At 72.2% G+C, this 24,028-nt stretch carries 24 protein-coding genes; 14 read left to right on the top strand and 10 right to left on the bottom strand.

Annotation, left to right across the window (positions count from 1 at the left end; all coding sequences use genetic code 11):
• Window positions 1-2: 2 nt before the first annotated feature.
• The gene (locus DFJ66_RS23120; RefSeq protein ID WP_246029869.1) at window positions 3-626 is read right to left on the bottom strand and encodes a response regulator; all 624 of its coding nucleotides are present in this window, start codon (window positions 624-626) and stop codon (window positions 3-5) included.
• A gap of 61 nt (window positions 627-687) precedes the next feature.
• On the opposite strand from DFJ66_RS23120, the gene DFJ66_RS23115 reads away from it, so the two are divergent.
• Window positions 688-1,170 (top strand): GNAT family N-acetyltransferase, encoded by a 483-nt coding sequence (locus DFJ66_RS23115; RefSeq protein ID WP_121223730.1) that lies wholly within the window; start codon window positions 688-690, stop codon window positions 1,168-1,170.
• Window positions 1,171-1,230: 60 nt separating this feature from the next.
• Here DFJ66_RS23115 and DFJ66_RS23110 read toward each other — a convergent pair whose 3' ends face one another.
• Window positions 1,231-1,842, bottom strand: coding sequence for a macro domain-containing protein (locus DFJ66_RS23110; protein WP_121223729.1), 612 nt, complete (start codon window positions 1,840-1,842; stop codon window positions 1,231-1,233).
• Window positions 1,843-1,945: 103 nt separating this feature from the next.
• Between DFJ66_RS23110 and pheA the strand changes: the two genes are divergently transcribed.
• Both pheA and DFJ66_RS23100 read left to right on the top strand, forming a co-directional pair.
• Window positions 1,946-2,839 carry a prephenate dehydratase gene (gene pheA, locus DFJ66_RS23105; protein WP_121223728.1) on the top strand — a complete coding sequence of 298 codons (894 nt, stop codon included), beginning with the start codon at window positions 1,946-1,948 and terminating at the stop codon, window positions 2,837-2,839.
• Complete coding sequence (locus DFJ66_RS23100) at window positions 2,836-3,447, top strand: histidine phosphatase family protein (protein ID WP_121223727.1); 612 nt, start codon at window positions 2,836-2,838, stop codon at window positions 3,445-3,447. Before pheA ends, DFJ66_RS23100 begins: the two co-directional genes overlap by 4 nt.
• A gap of 59 nt (window positions 3,448-3,506) precedes the next feature.
• Here the strand turns inward: DFJ66_RS23100 and DFJ66_RS23095 are convergent, their stop codons facing one another.
• Both DFJ66_RS23095 and DFJ66_RS23090 read right to left on the bottom strand, forming a co-directional pair.
• Window positions 3,507-3,857, bottom strand: coding sequence for a metallopeptidase family protein (locus tag DFJ66_RS23095; RefSeq protein ID WP_121223726.1), 351 nt, complete (start codon window positions 3,855-3,857; stop codon window positions 3,507-3,509).
• Window positions 3,858-3,861: 4 nt separating this feature from the next.
• On the bottom strand, window positions 3,862-4,911 hold the full coding sequence (locus DFJ66_RS23090; protein ID WP_246029868.1) for a septum formation family protein: 1,050 nt from the start codon (window positions 4,909-4,911) through the stop codon (window positions 3,862-3,864).
• Window positions 4,912-5,037: 126 nt separating this feature from the next.
• Here DFJ66_RS23090 and DFJ66_RS45315 point away from each other — a divergent pair, with 126 nt between their 5' ends.
• The 5 genes from DFJ66_RS45315 (at window position 5,038) to DFJ66_RS23065 (ending at window position 9,604) form a co-directional block, all read left to right on the top strand.
• Entirely contained in the window at window positions 5,038-5,883 is an 846-nt protein-coding gene (locus tag DFJ66_RS45315; RefSeq protein WP_342776971.1) for a hypothetical protein, read from the top strand.
• 1 nt (window position 5,884) lies between these two features.
• The gene (locus DFJ66_RS23080) at window positions 5,885-7,048 is read left to right on the top strand and encodes a glutathionylspermidine synthase family protein (protein WP_121223724.1); all 1,164 of its coding nucleotides are present in this window, start codon (window positions 5,885-5,887) and stop codon (window positions 7,046-7,048) included.
• A gap of 11 nt (window positions 7,049-7,059) precedes the next feature.
• The gene (locus tag DFJ66_RS23075; RefSeq protein WP_246029867.1) at window positions 7,060-7,512 is read left to right on the top strand and encodes a DUF350 domain-containing protein; all 453 of its coding nucleotides are present in this window, start codon (window positions 7,060-7,062) and stop codon (window positions 7,510-7,512) included.
• Window positions 7,513-7,771: 259 nt separating this feature from the next.
• Window positions 7,772-8,971 carry a glycosyltransferase family 2 protein gene (locus DFJ66_RS23070; RefSeq protein WP_121223722.1) on the top strand — a complete coding sequence of 400 codons (1,200 nt, stop codon included), beginning with the start codon at window positions 7,772-7,774 and terminating at the stop codon, window positions 8,969-8,971.
• Window positions 8,972-9,007: 36 nt separating this feature from the next.
• Entirely contained in the window at window positions 9,008-9,604 is a 597-nt protein-coding gene (locus DFJ66_RS23065) for a class I SAM-dependent methyltransferase (RefSeq protein WP_121223721.1), read from the top strand.
• A 57-nt stretch (window positions 9,605-9,661) separates the two neighbouring features.
• On the opposite strand, the gene DFJ66_RS23060 is transcribed toward DFJ66_RS23065, so the two are convergent.
• Genes DFJ66_RS23060 through DFJ66_RS23050 form a run of 3 tightly spaced genes read right to left on the bottom strand, consistent with a single transcriptional unit; the run spans window position 9,662 to window position 13,190 of the window.
• A complete protein-coding gene (locus tag DFJ66_RS23060) occupies window positions 9,662-10,915 on the bottom strand; it encodes a lipopolysaccharide biosynthesis protein (protein ID WP_121223720.1) in 1,254 nt (417 codons plus the stop codon).
• Entirely contained in the window at window positions 10,912-12,003 is a 1,092-nt protein-coding gene (locus DFJ66_RS23055) for a glycosyltransferase family 4 protein (protein ID WP_170199593.1), read from the bottom strand. Before DFJ66_RS23055 ends, DFJ66_RS23060 begins: the two co-directional genes overlap by 4 nt.
• Before the next feature lie 29 nt (window positions 12,004-12,032).
• A complete protein-coding gene (locus tag DFJ66_RS23050) occupies window positions 12,033-13,190 on the bottom strand; it encodes a glycosyltransferase family 4 protein (RefSeq protein ID WP_121223718.1) in 1,158 nt (385 codons plus the stop codon).
• Between the two features lie 97 nt (window positions 13,191-13,287).
• On the opposite strand from DFJ66_RS23050, the gene serS reads away from it, so the two are divergent.
• On the top strand, window positions 13,288-14,538 hold the full coding sequence (gene serS, locus DFJ66_RS23045; protein ID WP_121223717.1) for a serine--tRNA ligase: 1,251 nt from the start codon (window positions 13,288-13,290) through the stop codon (window positions 14,536-14,538).
• A 2-nt stretch (window positions 14,539-14,540) separates the two neighbouring features.
• Window positions 14,541-15,230, top strand: coding sequence for an acyl-ACP--UDP-N-acetylglucosamine O-acyltransferase family protein (locus DFJ66_RS23040; protein ID WP_121223716.1), 690 nt, complete (start codon window positions 14,541-14,543; stop codon window positions 15,228-15,230).
• Between the two features lie 114 nt (window positions 15,231-15,344).
• Here DFJ66_RS23040 and DFJ66_RS23035 read toward each other — a convergent pair whose 3' ends face one another.
• From DFJ66_RS23035 to DFJ66_RS23025, 3 genes are all read right to left on the bottom strand, one after another.
• The gene (locus DFJ66_RS23035) at window positions 15,345-16,442 is read right to left on the bottom strand and encodes a UDP-N-acetylglucosamine 2-epimerase (RefSeq protein ID WP_121223715.1); all 1,098 of its coding nucleotides are present in this window, start codon (window positions 16,440-16,442) and stop codon (window positions 15,345-15,347) included.
• Window positions 16,443-16,478: 36 nt separating this feature from the next.
• Window positions 16,479-17,645: an L-2-hydroxyglutarate oxidase gene (gene lhgO / locus DFJ66_RS23030; protein ID WP_121223714.1), complete on the bottom strand. Its 1,167-nt coding sequence runs from the start codon at window positions 17,643-17,645 to the stop codon at window positions 16,479-16,481.
• A 139-nt stretch (window positions 17,646-17,784) separates the two neighbouring features.
• Window positions 17,785-18,648 carry an LLM class flavin-dependent oxidoreductase gene (locus tag DFJ66_RS23025; RefSeq protein ID WP_121223713.1) on the bottom strand — a complete coding sequence of 288 codons (864 nt, stop codon included), beginning with the start codon at window positions 18,646-18,648 and terminating at the stop codon, window positions 17,785-17,787.
• Window positions 18,649-18,709: 61 nt separating this feature from the next.
• On the opposite strand from DFJ66_RS23025, the gene DFJ66_RS23020 reads away from it, so the two are divergent.
• The 4 genes from DFJ66_RS23020 (at window position 18,710) to DFJ66_RS23005 (ending at window position 23,999) form a co-directional block, all read left to right on the top strand.
• On the top strand, window positions 18,710-19,522 hold the full coding sequence (locus DFJ66_RS23020) for an HAD family hydrolase (RefSeq protein ID WP_121231601.1): 813 nt from the start codon (window positions 18,710-18,712) through the stop codon (window positions 19,520-19,522).
• 455 nt (window positions 19,523-19,977) lie between these two features.
• On the top strand, window positions 19,978-21,075 hold the full coding sequence (locus DFJ66_RS23015) for a DegT/DnrJ/EryC1/StrS family aminotransferase (RefSeq protein WP_121223712.1): 1,098 nt from the start codon (window positions 19,978-19,980) through the stop codon (window positions 21,073-21,075).
• Window positions 21,072-22,043, top strand: coding sequence for a Gfo/Idh/MocA family protein (locus DFJ66_RS23010; RefSeq protein WP_121223711.1), 972 nt, complete (start codon window positions 21,072-21,074; stop codon window positions 22,041-22,043). The genes DFJ66_RS23015 and DFJ66_RS23010 overlap by 4 nt, the downstream gene beginning before the upstream one ends.
• Before the next feature lie 39 nt (window positions 22,044-22,082).
• Window positions 22,083-23,999 (top strand): DUF6541 family protein, encoded by a 1,917-nt coding sequence (locus DFJ66_RS23005; RefSeq protein ID WP_121223710.1) that lies wholly within the window; start codon window positions 22,083-22,085, stop codon window positions 23,997-23,999.
• The last annotated feature ends 29 nt before the right edge of the window (window positions 24,000-24,028 follow it).

Genomic DNA, 24,028 nt, shown 5'->3' with positions numbered 1-24,028 from the left:
GTTCAGCGGGAGCGGCGGGCCACCCAGGCCGCGACCTGGGTCCGGCGTTCCATGCCCAGTTTCTGCAGCACCGACGTGACGTAGTTCTTCACCGTCTTCTCCGCCAGGAACAGCCGCTCCGCGATCTGGCGGTTCGTCATCCCCTCGCCGATCAGCTCCAGCACCCGCCGCTCCTGCTCGGTCAGCGCGTCCAGCACGTCCACCTCGGGTGGCCGGCGCATGCGGTCCAGGACGCGGGCCGTGGTCTGGGGGTCCAGGAGCGACCTGCCCGCCGCCACCTCGCGGACGGCGTCGACCAGGTCCTGGCCGCGGACCTGCTTCAACAGGTAGCCCGAGGCGCCGGCCATGATCGCGCCGACCAGGGCCTCCTCGTCGTCGAACGCGGTCAGGACCAGGCAGCGGACGTCCAACCCCCGCAGGCGGCGGCACAGGTCCACGCCCGTCCCGTCCGGCAGGCGCATGTCGACCAGCGCCACGTCCGGGCGCACGGAGGACGCGAGCACGGCGGCCTCGTCGACCCCGCCCGCCTCGGCCACGACGGTGATGTCGTCCTCGTCGTCGAGCAGTTCGCGCAGACCCCTGCGGACGATCTCGTGGTCGTCGACCAGCAACACGCGCACGGGCACGCACCCACCATAGGTCGAATGCCGGTACCGGTTGCGCGCGGACCTCAAGACAGTGCAAGACATGCTGGTACGCGCGATCGAGGAAGCCGACCGGATCGTCGTCGGTCGGCTGGTGCTGGAGCTGTGGGGGGCGCACACCGCGGTGGCCCACGGCCAGGTGTTCTTCCCCGCCAGTCTGCCGGGGTTCCTGGTGGAGCAGCAGGACCAGGTGGTCGGCCTGCTGACCTACGCCACCGCCGAGAACCTGCTGGAGATCGTCACCGTCGACGCGCTGCGAAGAGGCCGGGGCGTGGGCAGCTCGCTGGTCGAGGCGGCCGTGCAGCGGGCGCGGCAGCTCGGGTGCTCCCGCGTCCGCTTGACCACCACCAACGACAACCTCGACGCGTTGCGGTTCTACCAGCGGCGCGGGTTCCGGCTCACCGCGCTGCGGCCCGACGCGGTGCGCGAGTCACGGCGGCTCAAACCGGAGATCCCCTCCGTGGGGGACTACGGCATCCCCATCACCGATGAGCTGGACCTGGAGCGATGGGTCGCGCCCCGGTAGTTGTCCACAGGCTCCACGCGGGTTGTCCACAGAGTTGTGCACAGGTGGACGCGCCGGGGTTCAGCGCCGGGGGAGCGAGCTGAAGACCTCGTCCCACGCCGCCGCCACCTGGCGCGCGCACGTCTCCGGCGCCACCCCGCCGACGCCGGTGCCCAGGCCCGGCATGGCGATGGTCCGCACCGCCGACCGCACCGGACGGCCGTCGTCGAGGCGGCCGTCCCGCCACAGGCGCAGCACGGCCCGCGCCGCCAGGTACGGGTGCACGGTGTCGCCGGGCAGGTGCTCGCCGGCGGTGCGCATGGTCGGCGCGCTGATCAGCCACTCCGGCTGCGGCTCGCCGGTCGGCACCACCAGCGCCTCGCCCACCGGCAGCTCACCGCCGTGCAGGCCGAGCACGGCGCTGCGCACGTTGGCCTCGACCTGGGGGAAGGCCCGCGCGTACACGGCGTCCATGCCGAAGCGCATCCAGCCCGAGGAGTTCGCGGGGCTCACCACGGCCTCGGCCACGATGTCGAGCACCGAACCGCGGTGCACCTCGACACCGGTGCGGCCGTCGGCGACACCCAGCCACGCCGTCGCGAGAGGTTCGTCGACAGCGCACAGCACCAGACGGGGAACAGCTACCGGAGCGTTGATCTCACCCTCCGTATCGGCGGACACAGCCGCAAGCATTCCAGGACACAGGGGTCCGGCGGAACGGGGCCGGGCACCCGCCGGCCGGGTGATCCTCGCCTCAGCGGCGATCACCGGACGTGGTGCTCGTATCGTTGCGGCCGTGCTCGCCTACTTCGGACCGCAGGGGACGTTCACCGAGCAGGCCGCGCTCGGCCTGGGCGCCTCCCCCGACGAGCTGGTCCCGTACGACACCGTGCCCGCCGCCCTGGCCGCGACCCGCCGGGGCGACGCCGAGGCCGCGTGCGTGCCGGTGGAGAACTCCGTCGAGGGCGCGGTCCCGGCCACCATGGACGCCCTGACCGAGGGCGAGCCGCTGGTGGCCGTCGCGGAGACCGTGCTGGACGTGCGGTTCAGCGTGCTGGTGCGGCCCGGTGGCGGCGAGGTGAAGACGGTCGCGAGCCACCCGCACGCCCTGGCCCAGGTCCGGCACTGGCTGGCCGAGCACCTGCCCGCCGCCGACGTCGTGGCCACCACGTCCACCGCCGCCGCCGCGCGGGCCGTGCTGGCGGGCGAGTTCGACGCGGCGGTGAGCGCGCCGGTCGCCGTGCGGCACTACCCGCTGGAGGTGCTGGCCACCGACGTGGCCGACGTCCGCGACGCCAAGACCCGGTTCCTGCTGCTGCGCCGCCCCGGCCCGCCGCCCGCGCCGACCGGGCAGGACCGCACGTCCGTCGTGGTCACCGCGACCGACCGGGTGGGCGCGCTGTCCGAGCTGCTCACCGAGCTGGCGCTGCGCCGCATCAACCTGACCCGCATCGAGTCCCGCCCCACCAAGGGCCGGCTCGGCGAGTACCGCTTCTACATCGACTTCGACGGGCACGTCGCCGAGCCGCGCGTGGGCGACGCCCTCGCCGCGCTGCGCCGGCACTGCCCGGACACCCGGTTCCTCGGGTCCTACCCGAAGGCCGAACCGGGCGGCGCGCCCGTCGGGGACGAGGAGTTCGTGGCGGCGGCCGAGTGGGTCGCCGCCGTGCGGGAAGGGCGGGGGGCGTGAAGCTGATCCTGGTGCGGCACGGCGAGACGGCGTCGAACCTGAAGATGGCGCTGGACTCCCTGCCACCCGGCCCTCCGCTGACCGACGCGGGCGTGGCGCAGGCGGCGGCGCTGGGCGAGGCGCTGGCGACCGAGCCGGTGTCGGCCGTGTACGCGAGCACGGCCGTGCGGGCGCAGCAGACCGCGGCCCCGGTGGCCGCCGCGCACGGCCTGGACGTCGAGGTGGTCGACGGCGTGCAGGAGATCTTCTGCGGCGACCTGGAGGGCCGGCACGACCGGGAGGCGTTCGACGAGTTCATCGCCGCGGCGCACCGGTGGGCGGCGGGCGACCTGGACGCGACGATCCCCGGCGGCGAGTCGGGTCGGCAGGTGATCGACCGGTTCCTGGCGGCCGTGGACAAGGTGTGCGCGCGGCACGCCCCCGACGACACGGTCGTGCTGGTCAGCCACGGCGGGGCGATCCGGCTCGCGGCCCTGGCGATGGCCCGCAACGTCCAGCCGGCGCTGCTGGAGGCAGGCCTGCTGCCCAACACCGGCCAGGTCGTGCTGGAGGACACCGGCGACGGCTGGCGCTGCACGTCGTGGACCGGGGTGGACCTGGTCGACTAGCGACGAGCGGCCGGCGCCCGCTCGGGTCTGCGCCTACCGCCGCGCCCGCACGGCGGCGGTCAGCCCCAGCCCAGCTCGTGCAGCTTGTCGTCGTCGATGCCGAAGTGGTGGGCGATCTCGTGGATCACGGTGACCGCCACCTCCTCCACCACGTCCTCCTCGGTGGCGCAGATGTCGAGGATCGCCTCGCGGTAGATCGTGATCCGGTCCGGCAGCACGCCGCCGTAGTCGGTGGTGCGCCGGGTCAGCGCGATGCCGGTGTAGAGGCCCAGCAGCGACGGCACCTCCGGGTGGCGGTCCTCGACCAGGACGACCACGTTGTTCATCGCCGTCGCGAACTCCGGCGGCAGCAGGTCCAGGGCGTCGCCCACCAGCTCCTCGAACCGCTGCCGGGTCATCTCCGCGGGCACGGCCTCACCTCGACGGTTTGGTCTCGGACGTGGTGGTGGTCGTCGTCGTGGCGCCCGACGACGACGGCGGCGGCGACGCCGGGCTGCTGTTGGACTGCGAGTGCAGCGGCTTGCCGGTCGGCTCGTCCTGCTGCACCGCCGTCGTCTGCGGCGGGTTCGACGTGGTCAACGGTGGTGCGTTGGGGTTGCGGACGCTGCCGTCCCACGGGTTGAGGCCGGTGCCGTCGGTGGCCGCGCCGACCTTGCAGTTCGCGCGGTGGGAGCCCGCCGCCCAGCTCTCCGGCGCGCGCGTGTCCCAGGTGACGACCAGGCCGCGCGCCTTGAAGTCCAGGCCGCCGGAGTACTCGGCGGCGATCCGCGCGCACTCGCCGGACAGCACCTCGTCCTGCCGCTCGACCGGCGGGAAGTCGCCCGCGGGCAGCGTCACCACGCCGACGATCTCGAACGCGTGCGGCTTGGCGCACTCGACCGGGTCGCCCACGCCGCGCGCGTCGGTGATGCCCAGGCACACGCCCGGGTCGTAGACGTCGGACTGGTCCTGGGTCTTCGCCGAGCCGTACGCGGGCAGCAGGCCACCGGCCGGTCCCGCGACCTGGAGCCCGCAGCGCAGCGTCCGCCGGCCCTCGGCCCACAGCCGCTCACCGGGGTTGAGCGGGCCGACGGTGTACTTGCCGAACGGGTCGAACCGGCCGCCGAGGTAGTCCAGGGACGTCTTGGCGCAGTGCTCCTCGCTGATCTTCTGCCACTGCTCGTCGGTCGGGAACGGCGCCTGCGGCCCGTACGCCGACCCGATGTCGGCCACGCCGGTGACCTCGAACATGTGCTGCGCCGAGCAGTCGACCTTGGCCACGTCGGAGAGCGTGGCGCGGGTCCAGTTCAGGCAGTCGCCCGCCTGGGAGGTGTACACCGGGTTGACGGCCTCGCTGGCCCCGCCGACCGGTCCACCCGCGACCGGCCACGACGTGAAGGTGCTCAGGGCGAGCAGTCCGAGCGCACCGACGAACGCGCCGAGCATGACCAGGTGGTCACCTCGACGAAACCAGCGAGCGCTCATGGACATCTACTCCATGATGCCTGTGCCGACCGCGCTGCCAACCGGGCGGGTGGACTGTGTTGCTTTTGGGACACTCGTCACCCATTCGGCGGCCGATCTCTGTACCGTCCCCGCCGGGAGTGGCTGATGACTGAGAACGACCGTAACGACGAGACGACGCCGCAGGCCGGCGGGCCCGCGAACCCGCCGCCGTACGTGCCGCCACCGGCACCCGGCGGGCCGGGGCAGCCGGGCGCGCAGCCGGGACAGCCCGGTTTCGCGCCGAGCGGGCCGCAGCCGACGCAACCCCTGCCGGGTCTGGGCGGACCAGGTCAGGGCGGACCCGGTCAGCCGGGGCAGCCGGGCTTCGCGCCGAGCGCGCCGCAGCCGGGCCAGTCCGGACCGGGCGGCCCCGAGACCCCGGGCGGTCCGCAAGCCCCGGGCGGTCCGCAGGCACCCGGCGGCAAGCCGGTCAAGCAGGGCCGCATCCGGCAGCAGCAGCCCGGCGTCACGCAGCCCCGGCCGCCCACGGTGGCCGAGCAGCGCGCCCGGCAGCAGGCCGTCAAGCAGCAGCAGGAGGCCGCCGCAGCGGCCGCCGCGGCGGAGGCCAAGCGGCGCAAGAGGCGCAAGAGGCTGCTCATCGGCGGTGGTGTGGCCGTGGGCGTGGTCGGCGTCGTCGCCATCTGGTACGCCGTGTCCAGCCCGGACGAGGTCCAGGCGCAGTGCACCCTCGACGACGTGGTCGTCGACGACCAGTACTGCGACGAGAACTACGCCCGCTCGCACGGCGGCTACGTCAGCGGCGGCTTCATCTACATCGGCGGCAGCTCCTACCGCTACCACTACGGCGGCACGAGCGTCCCCGTCGGCTCGAAGGTCAGCGGCGGCAGCTACACCATCCCCAAGGGCGCGAACGTCACGACCAAGTCCGGCACGACGATCCAGCGCGGCGGGTTCGGCATCGGCGGCAGCAGCAAGAGCGGGGGCAGCTGAGTTGCGTCGGGAGACCTCCGCGCCCCGGCCGAACTGGCAGCGCACCGTGTCCGAGCAGGGGCTGGTGTTCGGCGCGCCCGCCCGCGCGGCAGACGGCAGCCCACGCCCGTACTGGGACGAGTCGGCGCACTACGTGTTCGAGATGAGCGACGTCCTGTCCCTGGAGGCGGACGTCGAGCTGCTGCACAGCATGTGCCTCGAAGCCGTGGACAACGTCGTGCTCACCGAGCGGTACCGCGACTTCGGCATCCCCGAGTGGACGTGGCCCGCGATCGCCGAGTCGTGGAAGCGCCGCGACCCGCACGTCTACGGCCGGTTCGACCTGCGCTACGACGGCCGCGGTCCGGCGAAGCTGCTGGAGTACAACGCCGACACCCCCACGTCCCTGCTGGAGGCCTCGGTCGTCCAGTGGAACTGGAAGACCGACGTCCACCCCGACGACGACCAGTGGAACTCCATCCACGAGAAGCTGGTCGAGCGGTGGGCCGAGATCGGGGCGAAGCTGCCGTCCAACGAGGTGCACTTCACCTGGTCCGGGGCCGACCCGTCGGGCGAGGACCACGTCACCGTGGCCTACCTGCAGGAGACCGCCGCCGAGGCGGGCATGAACACCGTCGGCCTGGCCATCGAGGAGATCGGCTGGGACTCGCTGCTGCACCGGTTCGTGGACCTCGAAGAGGCGCCCATGAACACGGTCGTGAAGCTCTACCCGTGGGAGTGGGTGGTCGACGAGCAGTTCGGCCGCTACGCGGTGGAGAGCCTGCCCGGCACCCTGTGGATCGAGCCGCTGTGGAAGATGCTGCTCTCCAACAAGGCGCTGCTCGCGGTGCTGTGGGAGATGTACCCGGGCCACCCGAACCTGCTGCCCGCGTTCCTGGACGAACCGAGCGTGCTCACCGAGTACGTGCGCAAGCCCCGGCTGGGCCGGGAGGGCGCGAACATCCAGATCGTGGCGCCGGGCTACGAGACCATGACCGGCGGCGTGTACGGCAAGGAAGGGTTCGTCTACCAGGCGTTCGACCCGCTGCCCGAGTTCGACGGCTACCGCCCCGCGCTGGGCGCGTGGGTCGTCGGCGACACGGCGGCCGGGCTCGGCATCCGCGAGACGGTCGGCCTGGTGACCGACGATGGCGCGGCGTTCGTCCCGCATCGGATTGTCGAATGAATGGAGTGGCAGTGATCAGCGAACTCGCGTTGGACCCGGGCTTCGGTGCGGAGATCGGCCGGGACGTCGGCGCGATCGCCCTGTACGCGATCGTCGGCCTGGTGCTCATGGTCTTCGGCTTCTACGCCATCGACTGGACGACCCCCGGCAAGCTGTCGACCCTGGTCCGCACGGGCGCCCCGAACGCGGTCATCGTGACGGCGGCGGGCCTGCTCAGCATGGCGCTGATCGTCGTGGTGGCGATCTACAGCTCCGCCGGCAAGCTCGCCGAAGGCCTGCTGTCCGCGCTGGTCTACGGCCTGGTGGGCATCGTCGTGCAGGTGCTCGCGGTGCGCCTGCTGGAGTGGGTGACCCGCCTGGACGTCGGCTCGCTGATCGAGTCCGACCGCTTCGCGCCCGCCAGCGTGGTCGTGGCCAGCGCCCACTTCGCGCTGGGCCTGGTCGTGGCGGTCGCCATCTCGTAGGTCCGGCCTGAAGGTCCCGTCCCGATCGTCCCGTGGAGCACCGACAACGGCCGCCGACCCCCACGAGGGGAACGGCGGCCGTTGGTACTCGCGGGTACTCGATTAAGGGCCGAAGTGCTGCGTGTAAGTTGAGCCACGCTGGCACGGTGCGCGGGGGCGCTACCCCCAGCGACCAGGGCGGCCCTGGGATGCCCAGCAGCGCTCCTGAACCACAAGATCGAGCAAATCGTAGATCCCACCACAGGGGAGCACGCGCGGTATGACTCTGTCGAACCAGTCCGTGGAGACGCCATCCGGGACGCCCACGGAAGTCGTCGAGCTGTCGATCGTCCTGCCGTGCCTGAACGAGGCCGAGACGCTCGAGGTCTGCGTCCGCAAGGCCAAGCGCTCGCTGGAGGAGCTGGGTGTGGTCGGCGAGGTCATCGTCGCCGACAACGGCTCCACCGACGGCTCCCAGGACATCGCCCGCGCCAACGGGGCGCGCGTGGTCGACGTGCCGCGCCGCGGCTACGGCGCCGCGCTGATGGCGGGCATCGAGGCGGCCGAGGGCACGTACGTGCTGATGGCCGACGCCGACGACAGCTACGCGCTGGACGACATCGGCGGCTTCCTCGAAGGCCTGCGCGCGGGCAACGACCTGGTCATGGGCAACCGCTTCCAGGGCGGCATCGCGCCGGGCGCCATGCCGTTCCTGCACAAGTACCTGGGCAACCCGGTCCTGTCGCTGCTGGGCCGGCTGTTCTTCCGCATCCCGGTAGGCGACTTCCACTGCGGCATCCGCGCGTTCCGCCGCGACCGCATGCTCGAACTGGGCCTGCGCACCTCCGGCATGGAGTTCGCGAGCGAGATGGTGGTCCGGGCCTCGCTCAACCACCGCAAGATCGCCGAGGTCCCGACCACCCTGCGCCCGGACGGCCGCAGCCGCGCCCCGCACCTGCGGACCTGGCGCGACGGGTGGCGCCACCTGCGGTTCCTGCTCGCGTTCAGCCCCCGGTGGCTGCTGTACTACCCGTCGCTGCTGCTGCTGGGCGTCGGCGGCCTGGGCCTGCTGTGGCTGTCGTTCGGCCCGCAGGAGGTCGGCGGCGTCGGTTTCGGCCTGCAGAGCATGCTCGGCTTCGCGACCATGCTGTTCGTCGGCCTCCAAGGCGTCGGCCTGGCCGTCATCGCCCGCTCCTACGCCGCCCACCTGGGCCTGCTGCCACCACCGTCGGGCCGCCTCATCGGCCGGGTCGCGCGGGCCTCGCTGGAACGCGGCCTGTGGATCGGCGGCCTGCTGATCCTCGTCGGCATCGCGTGCTTCATCGGCGCGGTGGTGACGTGGGGCGCGGCCGGGTTCGGCGCGCTGGACGTGGTCGAGACGGTGCGCGTGCCGATCCTGGGCATGGTGGCCATCGTGACCGGGTTCCAGATGATCAGCGTCAGCTTCACGCTCAGCCTCACCAAGATCGGCGAGGACTAGTCCCCATCCCCTCCTGCGGACAGAATGGTGTTAAGTGTGGGTTACCACGAGTGGCACGCGAAACCGGGTTACTACAACGACATCGTGAGGCACTTCCGCCCGGGTTCGCGCATTCTGGACGTGGGCTGCGGAACGGCCTGGGTGTCGGAGTTCTTCCCGGACTACGTGGGCCTGGACAACTTCCAGTCGACCGTGGACAAGGCCAAGGAGCAGGGGATCGACGTCCGGCTCGCGGACCTCGAAGAGGACCTGCCGGTCGGTGACCACGAGTTCGACGGCGTGGTGCTCAAGGACGTCCTGGAGCACCTCCTCGACCCGGTGTCGCTGGTCAAGGAGGTGCGCCGGGTGCTCAAGCCGGGCGGGCGCGTGTTCGCCTCGTCGCCGGACGCGCAGCGCTGGTCGTGGAACGACTACACGCACCGCCGGCCGTGGACCCGCACCTCGATGCGCCGGCTGTTCGAGGACCAGGGCTTCGACGTGAAGAAGGTGTCCTACGAGTCGGTGATGCCGGGTTCCAGCATCATCTCCGGCCTGCTGCCGGCCAAGCGCCGCCCGGCCCCGCTGGTGGCGGCGACGTGGCTGCCCGGCTGGCGCCGCAACGTGTGGATCCTCGCCACGAGCCCCGCGTCCTGACGTTCCGGACGCCGAAGCCCCTGCGTTCCCCGGGGAACGCAGGGGCTTCCGCTTTTCTCAGACCGTCGCGGTCTCGCGGGTGGAGCGGCGGTGGGTCAGCGCCATGCGGACCACGCCGTCGCTGGACCCGACCTCGATGGCGACCAGCGCCGCGCCGATCGCGATCCCCGACGCCAGGATGATGTGCCACGCCGAGTCGTGCAGGAACCACAGCAGCGCCCAGTGCGCCAGCGCCGTCCCGACCAGGCCCGCGATCATCAGCTTGCTCTTCTTGGCGATGGCGAACATCAGGTGCACCCACAGCACCGCCGCCGCCGTCATGACCAGGGCCAACGGTGCCAGCAGCGGCTTGGACGCGCCGTAGGCCGGGCCGAAGGTGGCGGTCAGCAGGGACGTCGGCACCAGCCACAGGCCCAGGGCCACGGCCAGGCCGCTCACCGCGGTCAGGCCCATCGTCTTGAGCACCAGGCCGTCCGCCCGTTCACCGCGCTCCAACGCCGCCGCCGCGCGCGGCAGCAGGACCATGGCCAGCGCGGACGGTGCGAACAGCGCCACCTTGCCCAGCAGCACGGCTCCCGCGTAGTGGGCGCGTTCGATCTCGGGCAGGGTGGCCTGCGCGACCAGCAGGTCCACGTTGGTCAGCGACGAGAACGCCAGCAGGCCGATCATCGTGACCACGGTGCTGGGCATGGCGGGCGGCGTCGTCGGCGGCACCTTCATGTCCCGCACGACCGGCGGCAGCATCACGGCCAGCCCGACCACGGCGGCGGCGAGCATGGCCAGCATCGACCCGGACATGCCGGCGATGAGCACGAACACCGGCAGCAGCAGCGGGCGCAGCGCGCCCAGCGGACCGGCCAGCGCGAACGCCACGTACCGGAACCGCTCCGCGCCCTGCGCCACCCCGGTCACGACCAGCAGCAACGCCGTCCACGCCATCCACAGGGCGGCGAACACCAGCGGCTGCGCGGCCCCGATGTTGAGGCGGTCGGCCAGCAGCGGGCTCAGGCCGGACAGGGCGATCGCGATGCCCAGGCTCACCACGCCCATGCGGCGGCCCAGGCGGCGCAGGTAGCCCGAGAGTTCGCCGGGCGTGCCCGACGCCCGCAGCACGGCCACGTCCCGCGCGGTGGCCACCTGGATGCCGTTGACCGGCATCTGCACGATGGTGCCGAACGAGATCATCGCCGAGATCGCGGCGAACTCGCCGGGCGACACCATCCGCGCCGCGATCAGGTAGAACAGGTAGTTGCCCGCATGCCCCGCGAAGCTGGCGATGAGGACGATCAGCCCCTCGCGCCGGGCACTCACCGGCCGACCATCTTCCGGTACACCTCGGCGTGCGCGTCGGCGGTGCGCTGCCAGGTGAACTGGGCGGCCCGCTTGAGGCCCGCCGCCGACAGCGTCTCGCGCAGCACCGGGTCCGCCACGACCTTGCGCACCCCGGCCGCGATGGACGCCGTGTCGTACGGGTCGACGTAGACCATGTCGTCCCCGCCGACCTCCCGCAGCACCGGGATGTCCGAGCCGACCACGGGGCACCCGCGGGCCATCGCCTCCACCACGGGCAGGCCGAAGCCCTCGAACAGCGTGGGGAACACGTACGCGCTCGCGCCCTCGTACAGGTCGGCCAGCTCCTCGGCGGTCACCCAGCCGTGCAGGTCGACGTCGTCCTCCAGGCCCAGGTCGCGCACCAGCGGCGCCAGCGGGTCGTCGCCGTGGCTGCCGGTGATGACCAGCTTGGGCCGCTCGGCGGCGGGGATCGACGCCCACGCCTCCAGCAGCCGGCCGTGGTTCTTGTGCGGCATGCGGTTGCCGCCGGTCAGCACGTACGGGCGGCCGGCACGCTCGACCCGCTTGCCCGGCTCCACCTGGTCCGAGCCCAGGTGGATCATGTCGATGTCGGACCGGGACCGGCCCAGCAGCGCCACGATGTCGTCGGCGGAGGCGTCGCTGATGGTGTGGATGCGGGTCGCGGCACGCGCGCTGGCCCGGCTGAGCAGCTGCACGGCCTTCGCCCGCCCGCCCGGCACCCACTCGGGGTGCTTGATCGGCAGCACGTCGAGGACCGACACCAGCGTGGGCAGCAGCCGCACGGAGGGGCCGAAGTTGGCCGGGCAGTGCAGCAGGTCGGCTTTGATGGACTTCGCCTTCACGGCCACGGCGAAGGCCTCCGCCAACGCCCACTGCACCCGGTTCTCCCCGGACACGGGCAGCGGCACGACCTCGCCGGGGAACCAGTCCGGCGGGTTCGCCGCCAGCTCGCGGTTGCCGATGCCGACGAAGCGCAGGTCGTCGTGCGCGGCGGCGAGGGCCGGGAACACGCCCCGCACGTACGTTTCCGCGCCGCCCTTCTTGCCGGTGAAGAACACGAGGTCTACGGCGATGTGGAGAGGCACGCGGGTCATGGTAGGCCGGTCACGGGGTGTTACTCCCGCGCCGCCGCCACCAGGCGGTCCAGGATGCCGCGGGCGGCGGCCTGGATGGTGTTGGTCTTGCTGACCTGGGCGTACCAGGCGTGGGTGGTCTTGCGCAGCGGTTCGCCCGCGGTCACCACCTCCGCGATCGCGCCACCGAGGTCGGCGGGGGAGGTGGACGCGGCGACCTTGCCGTTGACGCCGTTCTCCACCAGCTCGACCGACGCGTTGTCGTCCGCGTCGACCAGCACCACGGGCGTCCCGACCGCGCACGCCTCGACCACGACCAGGCCGTAGCCCTCCCGCTGGGACGGGTTGACCAGCACGGCGGCGGTCCGGATGCCTTCGTCCAGCTCCTCCTGGCTGACGAACCCGGGGGTTCGCACGACGTCCTGCAAGCCCAGCCGGTCGATCTCCGCCAGCACCGCGGCCCGCGACGGCCCCTCGCCGTAGATCGTGGCGGTCAGGTCCGGGACGGACTTGCGCGCCTCCGCGATGGCGGCGGGCAGCGCCTCGACCCGCTTGTCCGGGATGTGCCGACCCACGAACACCACGTTCGGCGCGCCGGACACGGTCAGGTTCGGCTCCACCTCGCCCTGCGGGTCGATCAGCCCGGGGCTGACCACCGCCTTCGACCGCAGGCCACCTGCCTCCAGCCGGCCGGCGTTCATCCGCGAGTGGCAGGACGCGAACGGGCTGAGCTTGGCCGCGAGCCACTGGAGCGTGCTCGCCACCCGGCCGATCACCGGCCCGGCGTAGGTGCGCCACTGGTCGGGCCGCCACACCTCCAGGAAGTCCACGCCCACCGCGACCCCGGAGAACACCAGCGCCGCCCGCACCGCCGGGACGTTGGTGGAGGGCAGCGCGGACACCAGCACGGCGTCGTAGGACCCGCGGTTCTTCAAGAAGTGGAAGAACAGGCCCTTGGCGTACTTGATCGCGGGACCGAGGGTGCGGGCGCCGTTGTCGTCGTAGAGGCCGTCGTCGTGGGAGATCTCGACGACCTTGATGCCGTCCAGCTGCGGCGGGGCACCGTCCCACTGCCGGCGGGTCAGGTAGGTGACCTCGTGCCCGGCCGCCGCGAACTCCTCGGCGAACCGGCGGTACTGCCGCTCACCGCCGCCCTTGGACCACGGGAACAGGCAGTCATAGGCAACGGCGATGCGCACTTGTGGTCCTCCACCGAATCGACCGCGCGGGATGCCGGCGATGCTATCGGGATATCGGTTCGGGCCGGTCCACGGCACCCGGCTACCCTTTCTCCTCGTGATTGACCTCAAGGCCTTGCGCGAGAACCCGGAAGCCGTCCGTGCGTCGCAGCGTGCGCGGGGCGAGGACGAATCCGTGGTCGACGCGCTGCTGTCCGCCGACGAGCGGCGGAGGGCCGCCATCGCCCGCGCGGACGCGTTGCGCGGCGAGCAGAAGGCGTTCGGCAAGCAGGTCGGCAAGGCGAAGGGCGAGGAGCGCGAGGCGCTGCTGGCCAAGGGCAAGGAGCTGGCCGCCGAGGTCAAGGCCGCCGAGGCCGAGCAGGCGCAGGCCGAGGCCGAGCGGGACGAGCTGCACCGCGCCATCCCCAACGTGGTCCACCCGGACGCCCCGCACGGCGGCGAGGACGACTACGTGGTGCTCAAGCACGTCGGCGAGCCCCGCACGTTCGACTTCGAGCCGCTGGACCACCTGGACCTGGGCACCCGGCTGGGCGGCATCGACATGGAGCGCGGCGCCAAGGTGTCGGGCTCGCGGTTCTACTTCCTCACCGGTGTCCTGGCCCAGCTGGAGTTGGCGCTGCTGAACATGGCCGTCGCCCAGGCCACCCGCGAGGGCTTCACGCTGGCCATCACGCCCACCCTGGTCCGCCCGGAGATCATGGCAGGCACCGGCTTCCTCGGTGCGCACGCCAGCGAGGTCTACCGGCTGCGCGACGACGACCTGTACCTGGTCGGCACGTCGGAGGTGCCCCTGGCGGGCTTCCACGCCGACGAGATCATCGACGGCCCGAAGCGGTACGCGGGCTGGTCGTCGTGCTACCGCCGCGAGGCCGGGTCGTACGGCAAGGACACCCGCGGCATCATCCGCGTGCACCAGTTCAACAAGGTCGAGATGTTCTCCTACGTCAAGCCCGAGGACGCCGAGGCCGAGCACGCCCGGCTGCTGGCCTGGGAAGAGGAGATGCTGGCCAAGATCGAGGTCCCCTACCGGGTCATCGACACGGCCGCCGGCGACCTGGGCACCAGCGCCGCCCGCAAGTTCGACTGCGAGGCCTGGGTCCCCACCCAGCAGGCCTACCGCGAGCTCACCTCGACGTCGAACTGCACCACCTTCCAGGCCCGCCGCCTCAACACCCGCTACCGCGACGAGAACGGCAAGCCCCAGATCGCGGCCACCCTCAACGGCACCCTGGCGACCACCCGCTGGATCGTGGCGATCCTGGAGAACCACCAGAACGCCGACGGCTCGGTCACCGTCCCGCAGGCCCTGCGCCCGTTCCTGGGCCTCGACGTGCTGACGCCCCGGTAGCGATGGCGAACCGGATCCACCCGACGGCGGTCATCGGCGACGGGGTCGAGCTCGGCGACGACAACGTCATCGGCCCCTACACGGTGATCGTCGGCCCGACCCGCATCGGTGACGGCAACTACATCGGTCCGCACGCGAGCATCGGCGGCCCGTCCGAGCACGTCGCCGCACCGCACCCGGCCGGGTGGGAGGGCGAGACGGCCGGCGAGGGCGTGGTGATCGGCAGCCGCAACCGCATCCGCGAGTTCGTCTGCGTCAGCCAGGGCCACGTGGAGACCACGCGGGTCGGCGACGACTGCTACCTGATGGGCCGCTCGCACGTCGCCCACGACTGCGTGGTGGGCGACGGGGTGGTGCTGACCAGCGCGGTCCAGCTCGCCGGGCACTGCCGGATCTGGTCGGGCGCGAACCTCGGGCTGGGCACGGTGGTGCACCAGCGCACGAGCGTCGGTCCGGGCGCGATGGTCGGCATGGGGTCGGTGGTGACCCGGGAGATCGGGGCGTTCACCAAGGCCTACGGCGTGCCGGCGCGCGTCCACGGCGTGAACTCGGTCGGTCTCCAGCGGCGCGGCTGCACGGACGAGGCGGTCGCGCGGCTCACCGGCTACCTGCTGGGCGAGCGTGACGACTACGACGTCGACCTGCCCGACGAGGTCGCGGCGCTGCTCGAGGCGTGGGCGGCGCGGCGCTGAACCGCGTCGGGCCGGCGGCGTCGAACCGCGTCGAACCGCGTCGGGGCGGCGGTGTCGAGCAGCATCGAACAGCGTCGGGCCGGCGGCGTCGAACAGTGCCGCCGGCCGGGGTCGTCAGCAGTAGCCGAGCTGGGCCAGCGTGTCGGCGATGATCGTGCTGGGGTGGAACTTGTCCATCTTCGACGGCGTCCGGTACGACTCGTAGTCGTCCAGGAACGCCTCCAGCTTGCCGCCGTCCATCCCGGTCAGCACCACCGCGGTGCCGGGGCCGGTCGCGCCCTCGGTGCGCTCGCGGTGGATCGCGCACGGCACGCCCAGGTAGTCGCACTCGGCCTGGAGGCCGCCGGAGTCGGTGACCACGAACTTCGCCCGCGCCATGATCGGCAGGAACGACAGGTAGCGCAGCTTCGGCTTGAGGATGAACCGCTCGCCGTCGAACAGGTGCTCCAGGCCGTACTGCTTGATCCGGTCCTGCTCCGGCGGGCCCGCCAGGTACAGGATCGGCATCCGCGCGCTGGCCTTCTTCAGCAGCTCCAGCGCCTCGCGGTACTTGTCGGCGCGGGAGACCAGCTCGAAGCGGTGCAGCGTGGCCAGGCCGAATTCGGCGGGCAGCTCGAAGGTGGGCTCGGCGTCGATCGCCAGGCGCATCGCGTCGATGGCGGTGTTGGCGCCGGTGTTCACCACGGCCCCGCGCGCGTTGCGCAGGTTGTGCGCCTCACGGGCGGTGGGCGCGAAGTGCAGGTCCACGATCTTCGCGGCGAGCTTGCGGTTCAGCTCCTCGGGGAGCGGCGACAGCAGGCTGCCCGAGCGGCACCCGGCCTCGACGTGCGCCACGCGGGCCTTGAGGATGCGCTTGCCGATCAGCGCGCCGTACGGGGTGGTGAAGGTGTCGCCGTGCACGACGACCAGCGGCGGGCGGCCGTCGTCGGTCAGGATCGAGCGGAGCTCCTCGCGGCGGGTCCACGCGGTGCGCAGGACCGTGGCCGCCCAGCCGGGGACCTGGGCCGGGCGCTCGATGTGGACCGCCTGCTCCTTCGGCACCAGCCACACGGCGGGCTCGGGCAGCCGCAGGTCGTCCAGCGTCTCGGCGACGTGGTCGACGTGCTGCGCGGTGAACCAGATCTGCGGCTTGGTGCCCCGCTCCGCGATCGCGTGGAAGACCGGAGCGATCTTGATCAGTTCCGCGGTGGTGCCGAGGATGAAGGAGATCACGGCTGGACAGAGTACCGGGGGACGTCCTACCGGCGGTCAGCGCGTCAGGTCGGCGACGTGCTTCGCGATCTCCAGAGATCCGGTGGCGGCGGGGGACGGGGCGTTGAGGACGTGCACCTGACCGGGGGCCGTTTCGACCAGGAAGTCGTCCACCAGCGAGCCGTCCGGGAGCATCGCCTGCGCCCGCACGCCGGCCGACGCGGGCACCAGGTCGTCCTCCCGCACCGCGGGCACCAGGCGGGCCAGGCTCGCGGCGAACCGCTTGCGCGAGAACGACCGCAGCACCTCGTCCAGGCCGGTCCGCGCGTACCGCCGGGCCAGCCGCCACGTGCCGGGGAACCGCGCCACCTCGGCCACGTCCCGGCCGGAGAAGTCCCGCCACCGGTACCCCTCGCGGCGCAGCGCCAGCACCGCGTTCGGGCCGCAGTGGACGCTGCCGTCGAGCATCCGGGTCAGGTGCACGCCCAGGAACGGCAGCGTCGGGTCCGGCACGGGGTAGATCAGGCCGCGGACGAGTGACGTCCGCCGCAGCTCGAAGTACTCGCCCCGGAACGGCACGATCCGCGCGGCCGGCGTCAGGCCCGCCATCCGGGCGATCCGGTCGCTGTGCAGCCCGGCGCAGTTGACCAGCACGTCCGCCCGCACCACGCCGGACGGGGTGGCCACCTCGACACCGCCGCGCGACCCGGGCCGGATCGCCAGCGCGGGGGTGGAAAGCCGCAGGTCCTGGCCCTCCAGTCGGCGCACGAGGGCCGCGCAGACCGCCGGGAAGTCGATGATGCCGGTGCTCTCCACCCGCAGCGCCTCGACGCACGCCACCTCGGGCTCGTAGTCCCGCGCCTCGGCGGCGGTGATCAGCTTCGCGGGCACCCCGTTGGCCTCGGCGCGCTGGGCGAGGGCGTGCAGCCGGGGCAGTTCGTCGGCCGACGTGGCCACGACGAGCTTGCCGCACACCTCGACCGGCACGTCGTTGCGCCGCGCGAACTCGATCATCGACCGGTTGCCCGCCACGGACATCCGCGCCTTCAGCGACCCCGGCTTGTAGTACAGCCCGGCGTGCACGACGTTGCTGTTGTGCCCGGTCTGGTGGGCGGCCCAGTGGTCCTCCTTCTCCAGGACCGTGACCCGGTCACCCCGGGTGACCAGCTCGTTCGCCACTGCCAGACCGACGATCCCGCCGCCGATGACCACGATGTGCCGCACGGGCGGTGAATCGGCCCGGTTCGACACGGCGTTACCCCCGCCCCGGTCGCCCACGGCGTTACCCCGGCCTTGGTCGCCCACGGCGTTACCCCGGCCTTGGTCGCCCACGGCGTTACGCCGGCCCTGGTCGCCCACGGCGTTAACCGAGCGCGGGCAGGACGTCGGCGGCGACCTCTTCCAGCACGCTCTCCCGGCCCGCGAAGACGCCGTCGTGCCGGGGCCAGTGCACGACCACGTCGGTGAACCCCAGCTCCTCGGCCCGGCCCACGGCGTCGCGGAAGGTCTCCACGCTGGTCAGCGAGTACACGGGGGCCGAGTCGAGGTTGACGTACCGGTCGACGCGCCGGCCGTGCTCGTGCTGCGCCTCGGTGAACCGCGCCGCCAGCTCCGCCACCCCGCGCCACCAGGTGTCGAGGTCGTCGGCGGGTGTGCCGGTGGTCACCCAGCCCTGGCCGTGGCGGGCGGCGACGGCCATCGCCTTCGGCCCGTTGGCGGCGATCAGGAACGGGGGCCTCGGGCGCTGCACCGCGCCGGGGTAGCTGCGCGCGTCCACGGCGGAGAAGTGCGTGCCCTCGTAGGTGGTCCGGTCCCTGGTCAGCAGCTTGTCCAGCAGCTCGACGAACTCGCCGAACCGCTCCGCGCGCCGGGTCGGGGCGGGGTGGCCGAGCACCTCGTGGTCGTAGCCGTCGCCGCCGCCCGCGCCGACGCCGACGGTCAGCCGGCCGTCGGAGATGTCGTCCAGCGCGAGCAGTTCGCGGGCGAACGGCACGGGGTGCCGGAACGTGGGGCTCGCCACGAAAGTGCCCAGGCGGATGCGTTGCGTCACCATCGCGGCGGCCGTCAGCGTGGGCACCGCGCCGAACCACGGGCCGTCCACGAGCGTGCGCCACGCCAGGTGGTCGTAGGTCCAGGCGTGGTGGAAGCCGTACTCCTCGGCGGCCCTCCACTTGGGTTCGGCGAACCACCAGCGGTGCTCGGGGAGGATGACGATGCCGGTGCGCACGCTCGTACGGTAGCCAGGTGTTCGCCCACCGGTCATGGCGGGACCAGGCATCATCGGTGGTGTGGAAAGACCTGGACTCGTGGCCTCGGACGTCGACGGAACCCTGCTCAGCCCCCTGCACGGGGTGACCGAGCGCACTGCGAACGCGGTGCGCCGGGTGGTGGCGGCGGGGGTGCCCTTCGTCCTGGCGACGGGTCGCCCACCCCGTTGGGTACCGGAAATCGCCCAACAGGCTGACCTCGACGGTTACGCGGTGTGCGCGAACGGTGCCGTGCTGTACCACCTGGGCCAGGACCGGGTCCTGTGGCAGCGCACCCTCGACCCGCTGCTGGTCCGGGACGTCATGGCCGAGCTGGACCGGGTGCTGCCCGGCGTCGCGTTCGCGGTGGAGCGGACGGGCCGGACGGCCTTCGACGACACCGTGCCCCAGTTCATCGCCGAGGACAGCTACACCCACCCGTGGCCCGAGGGCCCGGAGCCGAACGGCGACCGGTCGGGGATGCTGACCACGCCGGTGGTGAAGATCCTGGCCCGACACCGCGAGATGACCAGCGCCGACATGGCCGAGGCCGCCGCCCTGGTGCTGGACGGGCAGGTGGATGTGACGTTCTCCACGACGATGGGCCTGATCGAGCTGTCCGCGCCGGGCGTGACGAAGGTGACGGGGCTGGCCGACGTCGCCGAGCGGCTGGGGGTGCCGGCGGCCGAGGTGGTCGCGTTCGGGGACATGCCCAACGACGTCGAGATGCTGACCTGGGCCGGTCACGGAGTGGCGATGGCCAACGCGCATCCGGACGCCAAGGCCGCTGCGGATGAAGTGACCGCGCCCAACTCCGAGGACGGCGTGGCCTTGGTCTTGGAGCGGTGGTTCTGACCGCGATCTTCAAGAGCAAGAGCTCACAAGCGGCGCTCGCCGCGCGGCAGGCCGCCAGCGGGGGGTGAAGGGCGTCGGTTCCCCCGCCGCATGGCCTGGCGGAGCCAACCACACTTCGGGCCGGGTGCCGCTAAAACTTTTTGCTCGTTCCTCGCAAAAACTTTCGGCTGCACCCGGCCCGAAGTGCGGTAGCCCTTCGGGCAGGCCATACGGCGGGGGAACCGAGGCCCTTCACCTGTGGTGGTCACCACATCAAGAGCCGCAGTGGGCGTGGGGCTCGTGGCGTGAGCGTTCTGGAGCGGTTCACACGCAGGTTTCACACGTTGGTGACGTGGTTGTCACATCGGGCGCGGCAACCCTCGGCAGGTCGCGGGTGTCGTGGGAGGTAGCGTGGTGCCCCGCGTTGCCGGCCGTAGGCACCGTAGCCAGGCGTTCGAAGGCGGAGAGACTGCTGCATGATCCCCATCACTGTCGTTGACGTGGCCGCGGCCGAGGAGCTCGTGCTGCAGGTGCTGCGGTCCGGGGCGATCGCCCAGGGGCCGATGGTCAAGCGGTTCGAGGACGCCTTCAGCGGTGTCGCCGGGGTGCCGCACGCGGTGGCCGTCAACAACGGCACGACCGCGCTCGTCGCCTCGCTCCAGGTGCTCGACCTCCAGCCCGGTGACGAGGTGGTGACCTCGCCGTTCACCTTCGTCGCCACGTTGAACGCGATCCTGGAGGCGGGCGCCACCGCCCGGTTCGCCGACATCTCCGACGAGGACTTCAACCTCGACCCGGCCAAGGTGGAGGCGGCGCTCACCGACCGCACCAAGGTGCTCATGCCGGTGCACCTCTACGGGCAGATGGCCGACATGGGCCGGCTGGTCCCGCTGGCGCAGCAGCACGGCCTGGCGCTGGTCGAGGACGCCGCGCAGGCCGTCGGCGCGACCTTCGAGGGCCGCCCGGCGGGCAGCTACGGCCTGGGCTGCTTCTCCCTCTACGCCACCAAGAACATCACCACGGCCGAGGGCGGCGTGATCACCACCGCCGACGACACCCTCGCCGACCGCCTGCGCGTCCTGCGCAACCAGGGCATGCGGCAGCGCTACCAGTACGAGGTCGCGGGCCACAACTACCGCATGACCGACGTGCACGCGGCGATCGGCATCCCGCAGCTGGAGCAGCTCGCCACCATCACCGAGGCCCGCCAGCGCAACGCCGAGGCCCTCACCAAGGGCCTGGACGGCGTGAAGGGCCTGCGCACGCCGCGCGTCCTGCCCGGCCGCACCCACGTGTGGCACCAGTACACCGTGCTGATCACCGACGACGCCCCCGTCAGCCGCGACGAGCTGGCCGCGAAGCTGACCGAGAAGGGCATCGGCAACGGCATCTACTACCCGAAGACGGTCTTCGACTACGACTGCTACCGGGACAACCCGAACGTCGTGGCGAGCGAGGTCCCGGTGGCGGAGCGGGTCGCGCGGCAGGCGTTGTCGCTGCCGGTGCACCCGAAGCTGACCGGCGCCGAGCTCGACACGATCATCGGCGCGGTGCGCGAGGTGCTGGGCGCATGACACCGAAGGTCGCCCTGGTCGGCGTGGGCTCGATGGGTTCGCTGCACGCCCGCGTCACCAGCCAGAACGAGCGCTGCGAGCTGGCCCGCGTGGTCGACCCGCGCGAGGACGTCGGCAAGCGGGTCGCCGACACCTACGGCGCGCAGTGGACGCCCGAGATCGGTGACCTGTCCGACGTGGACGCCGTGATCGTCGCCTCCGCGACCGAGTCGCACTACGGGCTCGCGATGGAGGTCCTGAACCAGGGCAAGCCGCTGCTGGTGGAGAAGCCGGTGTGCGCGGACCTGGCGCAGACCGAGGAGGTGCTGGCGCTCTCGGAGCGGCTGGGCCTGCCGGTGATGTGCGGCCTGCTGGAGCGCTACAACCCGGCGGTCATGACCGCGCTGGAGCTGATCACCGAGCCGGTGTACGTGTCCGCGGTCCGGCACTCGCCGTACGCGCCGCGCATCCGCACCGGTGTCGCCTGGGACCTGCTGGTGCACGACGTCGACCTGGCGATCCGCTGCATGGGCGGCACCGAGCCGCACGGGTTCTCCGCGGGGGTCGGCCAGTTCCACCCGGACTCGGTGCCCGGCGCCGAGGACGTGGTGAACACCCTGCTGACCTTCCCGTCCGGCGCGATCGCGTCGGTGTCGGCCAGCCGCATCGGGCAGCGCAAGATCCGCTCGCTGTCCATCACCGAGCTGGACCGCCTGATCGAGGTGGACCTGCTCACCCGCAACATCACCATCTACCACCACGTGTCGCAGGACGCGGCCACGCCCGACGGCCGCGGCTACCGGCAGCAGGCGATCATCGAGATCCCCGAACTGGTCACCGCCCGCGAACCGCTGGCGACCCAGCTCGACCGGTTCCTCGACCTGATCGAGGGTCGCATCGACGCCGACGCCGAGCGGGCCTCCATCCTGCCCTCCCACCGCGCGGTGGCCGCCGTGCGGGCGCTGTCGTCCGCCGGCCAGACCCGGTGAGCCAACCCACCCCCCGAAGCACGGCAGGTTGAACCGAAGATGATCGCCCTGGTCCTGTTGGCCTTCTGGGTGCCCGGTCTCGCGCTGGGTCTCGCGTTGCGGCTGCGTGGTTGGACGTTGGCCGCGGCGGCGCCCGCGCTGACCTTCGGCATGGTCGCGCTTGCCGTCGTCGTGCTGCCGAGGGTCGGGGTGAAGTGGACGATCCCGACCGCGTTGGGGTGGGCGGCGCTCCTGGTGGCCCTGGCCGCCGTGGCGACGTGGTTGGTGCACCGGCGCGCGCCGCAGGCCGCCGAGGTGGAGGCCGAGCGGCCGACCACGCGGGAGCACGTGCTGGTCGGCGTGGGGGTGGCGCTGGGCGCGGGGTGGGCGCTGTTCACCTACATGCGCGGCATCACCACCGTGCAGTCGGTCAGCCAGGACTGGGACGCCCCGTACCACGGCGGCGCGGTCCGGCGGATCGCCGAGGTCGGCAACCTGTCGCCCGCCGACCTCGCGGTGCTGGCCAACACGCCCGGCAAGGCCGGCTACTTCTACCCGAACACCTACCACTCGCTGCTCGCGACCGTGTTCGACACCGGGTGGGTCGACATGGCCGCCCTGCTCAACTACGGCGTGATGGCGGCGCTGGTCGCCTGGCCGCTGGGGATCGCCGCGTTCGGCCTGGCGTGGCGGCTGCCGCCGCTGGGCGTCGCGGTGGCCGCGTTGGTGTCGACGTGGTTCGGCCCGTTCCCGTACGACCTGCTGTGGCGCGGCCCGTTGTGGCCGTACGTGGCCGGTCTCGCGCTCGTCCCCGCCGCGCTGGCGCTGCTGCGCGAGGTCCTGGACGGTCGTCGGGGCATCGGCGCGCCCGTCGCCCTTGCCCTCACCACCGCGGGTCTGGTGGGCCTGCACACCAGCCTGGCGTTCGTGCTGGCGATCTACGGCGTGATGCTGCTGGTGGCGCTGCTGGTCCGGCTGGAGCGGGTGGACTGGCGGGCGGCCCGCTTCCCGCTGCTGCTCACCGCCGTGCTCGCCGTGCTGTTCGCGGTGCCCGTGGTGCTGCCCGCGCTGTCCAACGTCGGCGGTATCACCGGCGCCGAGTGGCCGGAGCTGTTCAAGCCGTTCCCGGCGCTGCGGCAGGCCCTGGTGTTCTCGGCCGCCGACCCGACGCCGTTCTGGTGGACCGGGTTCGCCGCGCTGGCCGGCACGGTCGTCCTGCTGTTGCGCCGCCGCCTGGTGTGGGTGGTCGCCGCGTGGGCGGTGTTCGTGCTGATGTTCGTGTCGGCGGCGGCGAAGGTCCTGCCGTTCCTGTCGGTGCTGACCGGCCCGTTCTACAACGACGCGTGGCGCATCGCCGCCCTGTACCCGCTGCTGGGCGCGGTCGCGATCGGCGAGCTGGCGCACTTCCTGGGCACGCGGGTCGCCGCGTTGGCCGGTTCTCGGCTGAACCGGCCGTGGGCACCCGCGGCGCTGCCGGTCGCGACGGCGGTCGTGCTCGTCGCGGTCATGTTCGCGGGCAGCGGCGGCAACCTGGCCACGAACCGGTCCCGCCTGGCCTGGCACCTGGGCGGGGGCGACGTGGTGAGCCAGGACGAGGTCGCGGCGTACCGGTGGCTGGGCGAACGGGTCCAGCCGGGCGAGGTCGTGGCCAACGACGTGCGCGACGGCGGCGTGTGGATGTACCCGCTCTACGGCGTCACCCCGCTGAACTACACCTACTACGGCCTGCCGGAGAACAGCGACGGCTGGTGGCTGGAGCAGAACCTCAACAAGCTCGACACCGACCCGAAGGTGCGGGAGACCGTCGAACGGCTGCACGTCCGGTACGTCCTCTACGGCGAGGGCCTGGTGCAGCGCAAGGGGAAGCGGTCCGACGGCATGGTCGACCTGGACTCGGTGCGGCACCTGCGGAAGGTCTTCCAGAACCCCGGCGCGGTCGTCTACGAGGTGCTGCCCGACGGGACCGCGAGCTCCTGACCCACGGTTTCACCGGGAGGTCACGTGCG

Origin of the sequence: Saccharothrix variisporea (genome assembly GCF_003634995.1) — a bacterium.
GTDB classification, from domain to species: Bacteria; Actinomycetota; Actinomycetes; order Mycobacteriales; family Pseudonocardiaceae; genus Actinosynnema; species Actinosynnema variisporeum.
This window is presented reverse-complemented; position numbering and strand designations above follow the sequence as displayed.

What these genes read in the sequence shown, in the direction of transcription:
- DFJ66_RS23090 (WP_246029868.1), bottom strand. Translation starts at nt 4,911, where the DNA reads ATGAGCGCTCGCTGGTTTCGTCGAGGTGACCACCTGGTCATGCTCGGC.
- DFJ66_RS23010 (WP_121223711.1), top strand. Translation starts at nt 21,072, where the DNA reads ATGACACCGAAGGTCGCCCTGGTCGGCGTGGGCTCGATGGGTTCGCTG.
- DFJ66_RS23005 (WP_121223710.1), top strand. Translation starts at nt 22,083, where the DNA reads ATGATCGCCCTGGTCCTGTTGGCCTTCTGGGTGCCCGGTCTCGCGCTG.
- DFJ66_RS23070 (WP_121223722.1), top strand. Translation starts at nt 7,772, where the DNA reads ATGACTCTGTCGAACCAGTCCGTGGAGACGCCATCCGGGACGCCCACG.
- DFJ66_RS45315 (WP_342776971.1), top strand. Translation starts at nt 5,038, where the DNA reads ATGACTGAGAACGACCGTAACGACGAGACGACGCCGCAGGCCGGCGGG.
- DFJ66_RS23040 (WP_121223716.1), top strand. Translation starts at nt 14,541, where the DNA reads ATGGCGAACCGGATCCACCCGACGGCGGTCATCGGCGACGGGGTCGAG.
- DFJ66_RS23110 (WP_121223729.1), bottom strand. Translation starts at nt 1,842, where the DNA reads ATGCTTGCGGCTGTGTCCGCCGATACGGAGGGTGAGATCAACGCTCCG.
- DFJ66_RS23115 (WP_121223730.1), top strand. Translation starts at nt 688, where the DNA reads ATGCTGGTACGCGCGATCGAGGAAGCCGACCGGATCGTCGTCGGTCGG.
- DFJ66_RS23015 (WP_121223712.1), top strand. Translation starts at nt 19,978, where the DNA reads ATGATCCCCATCACTGTCGTTGACGTGGCCGCGGCCGAGGAGCTCGTG.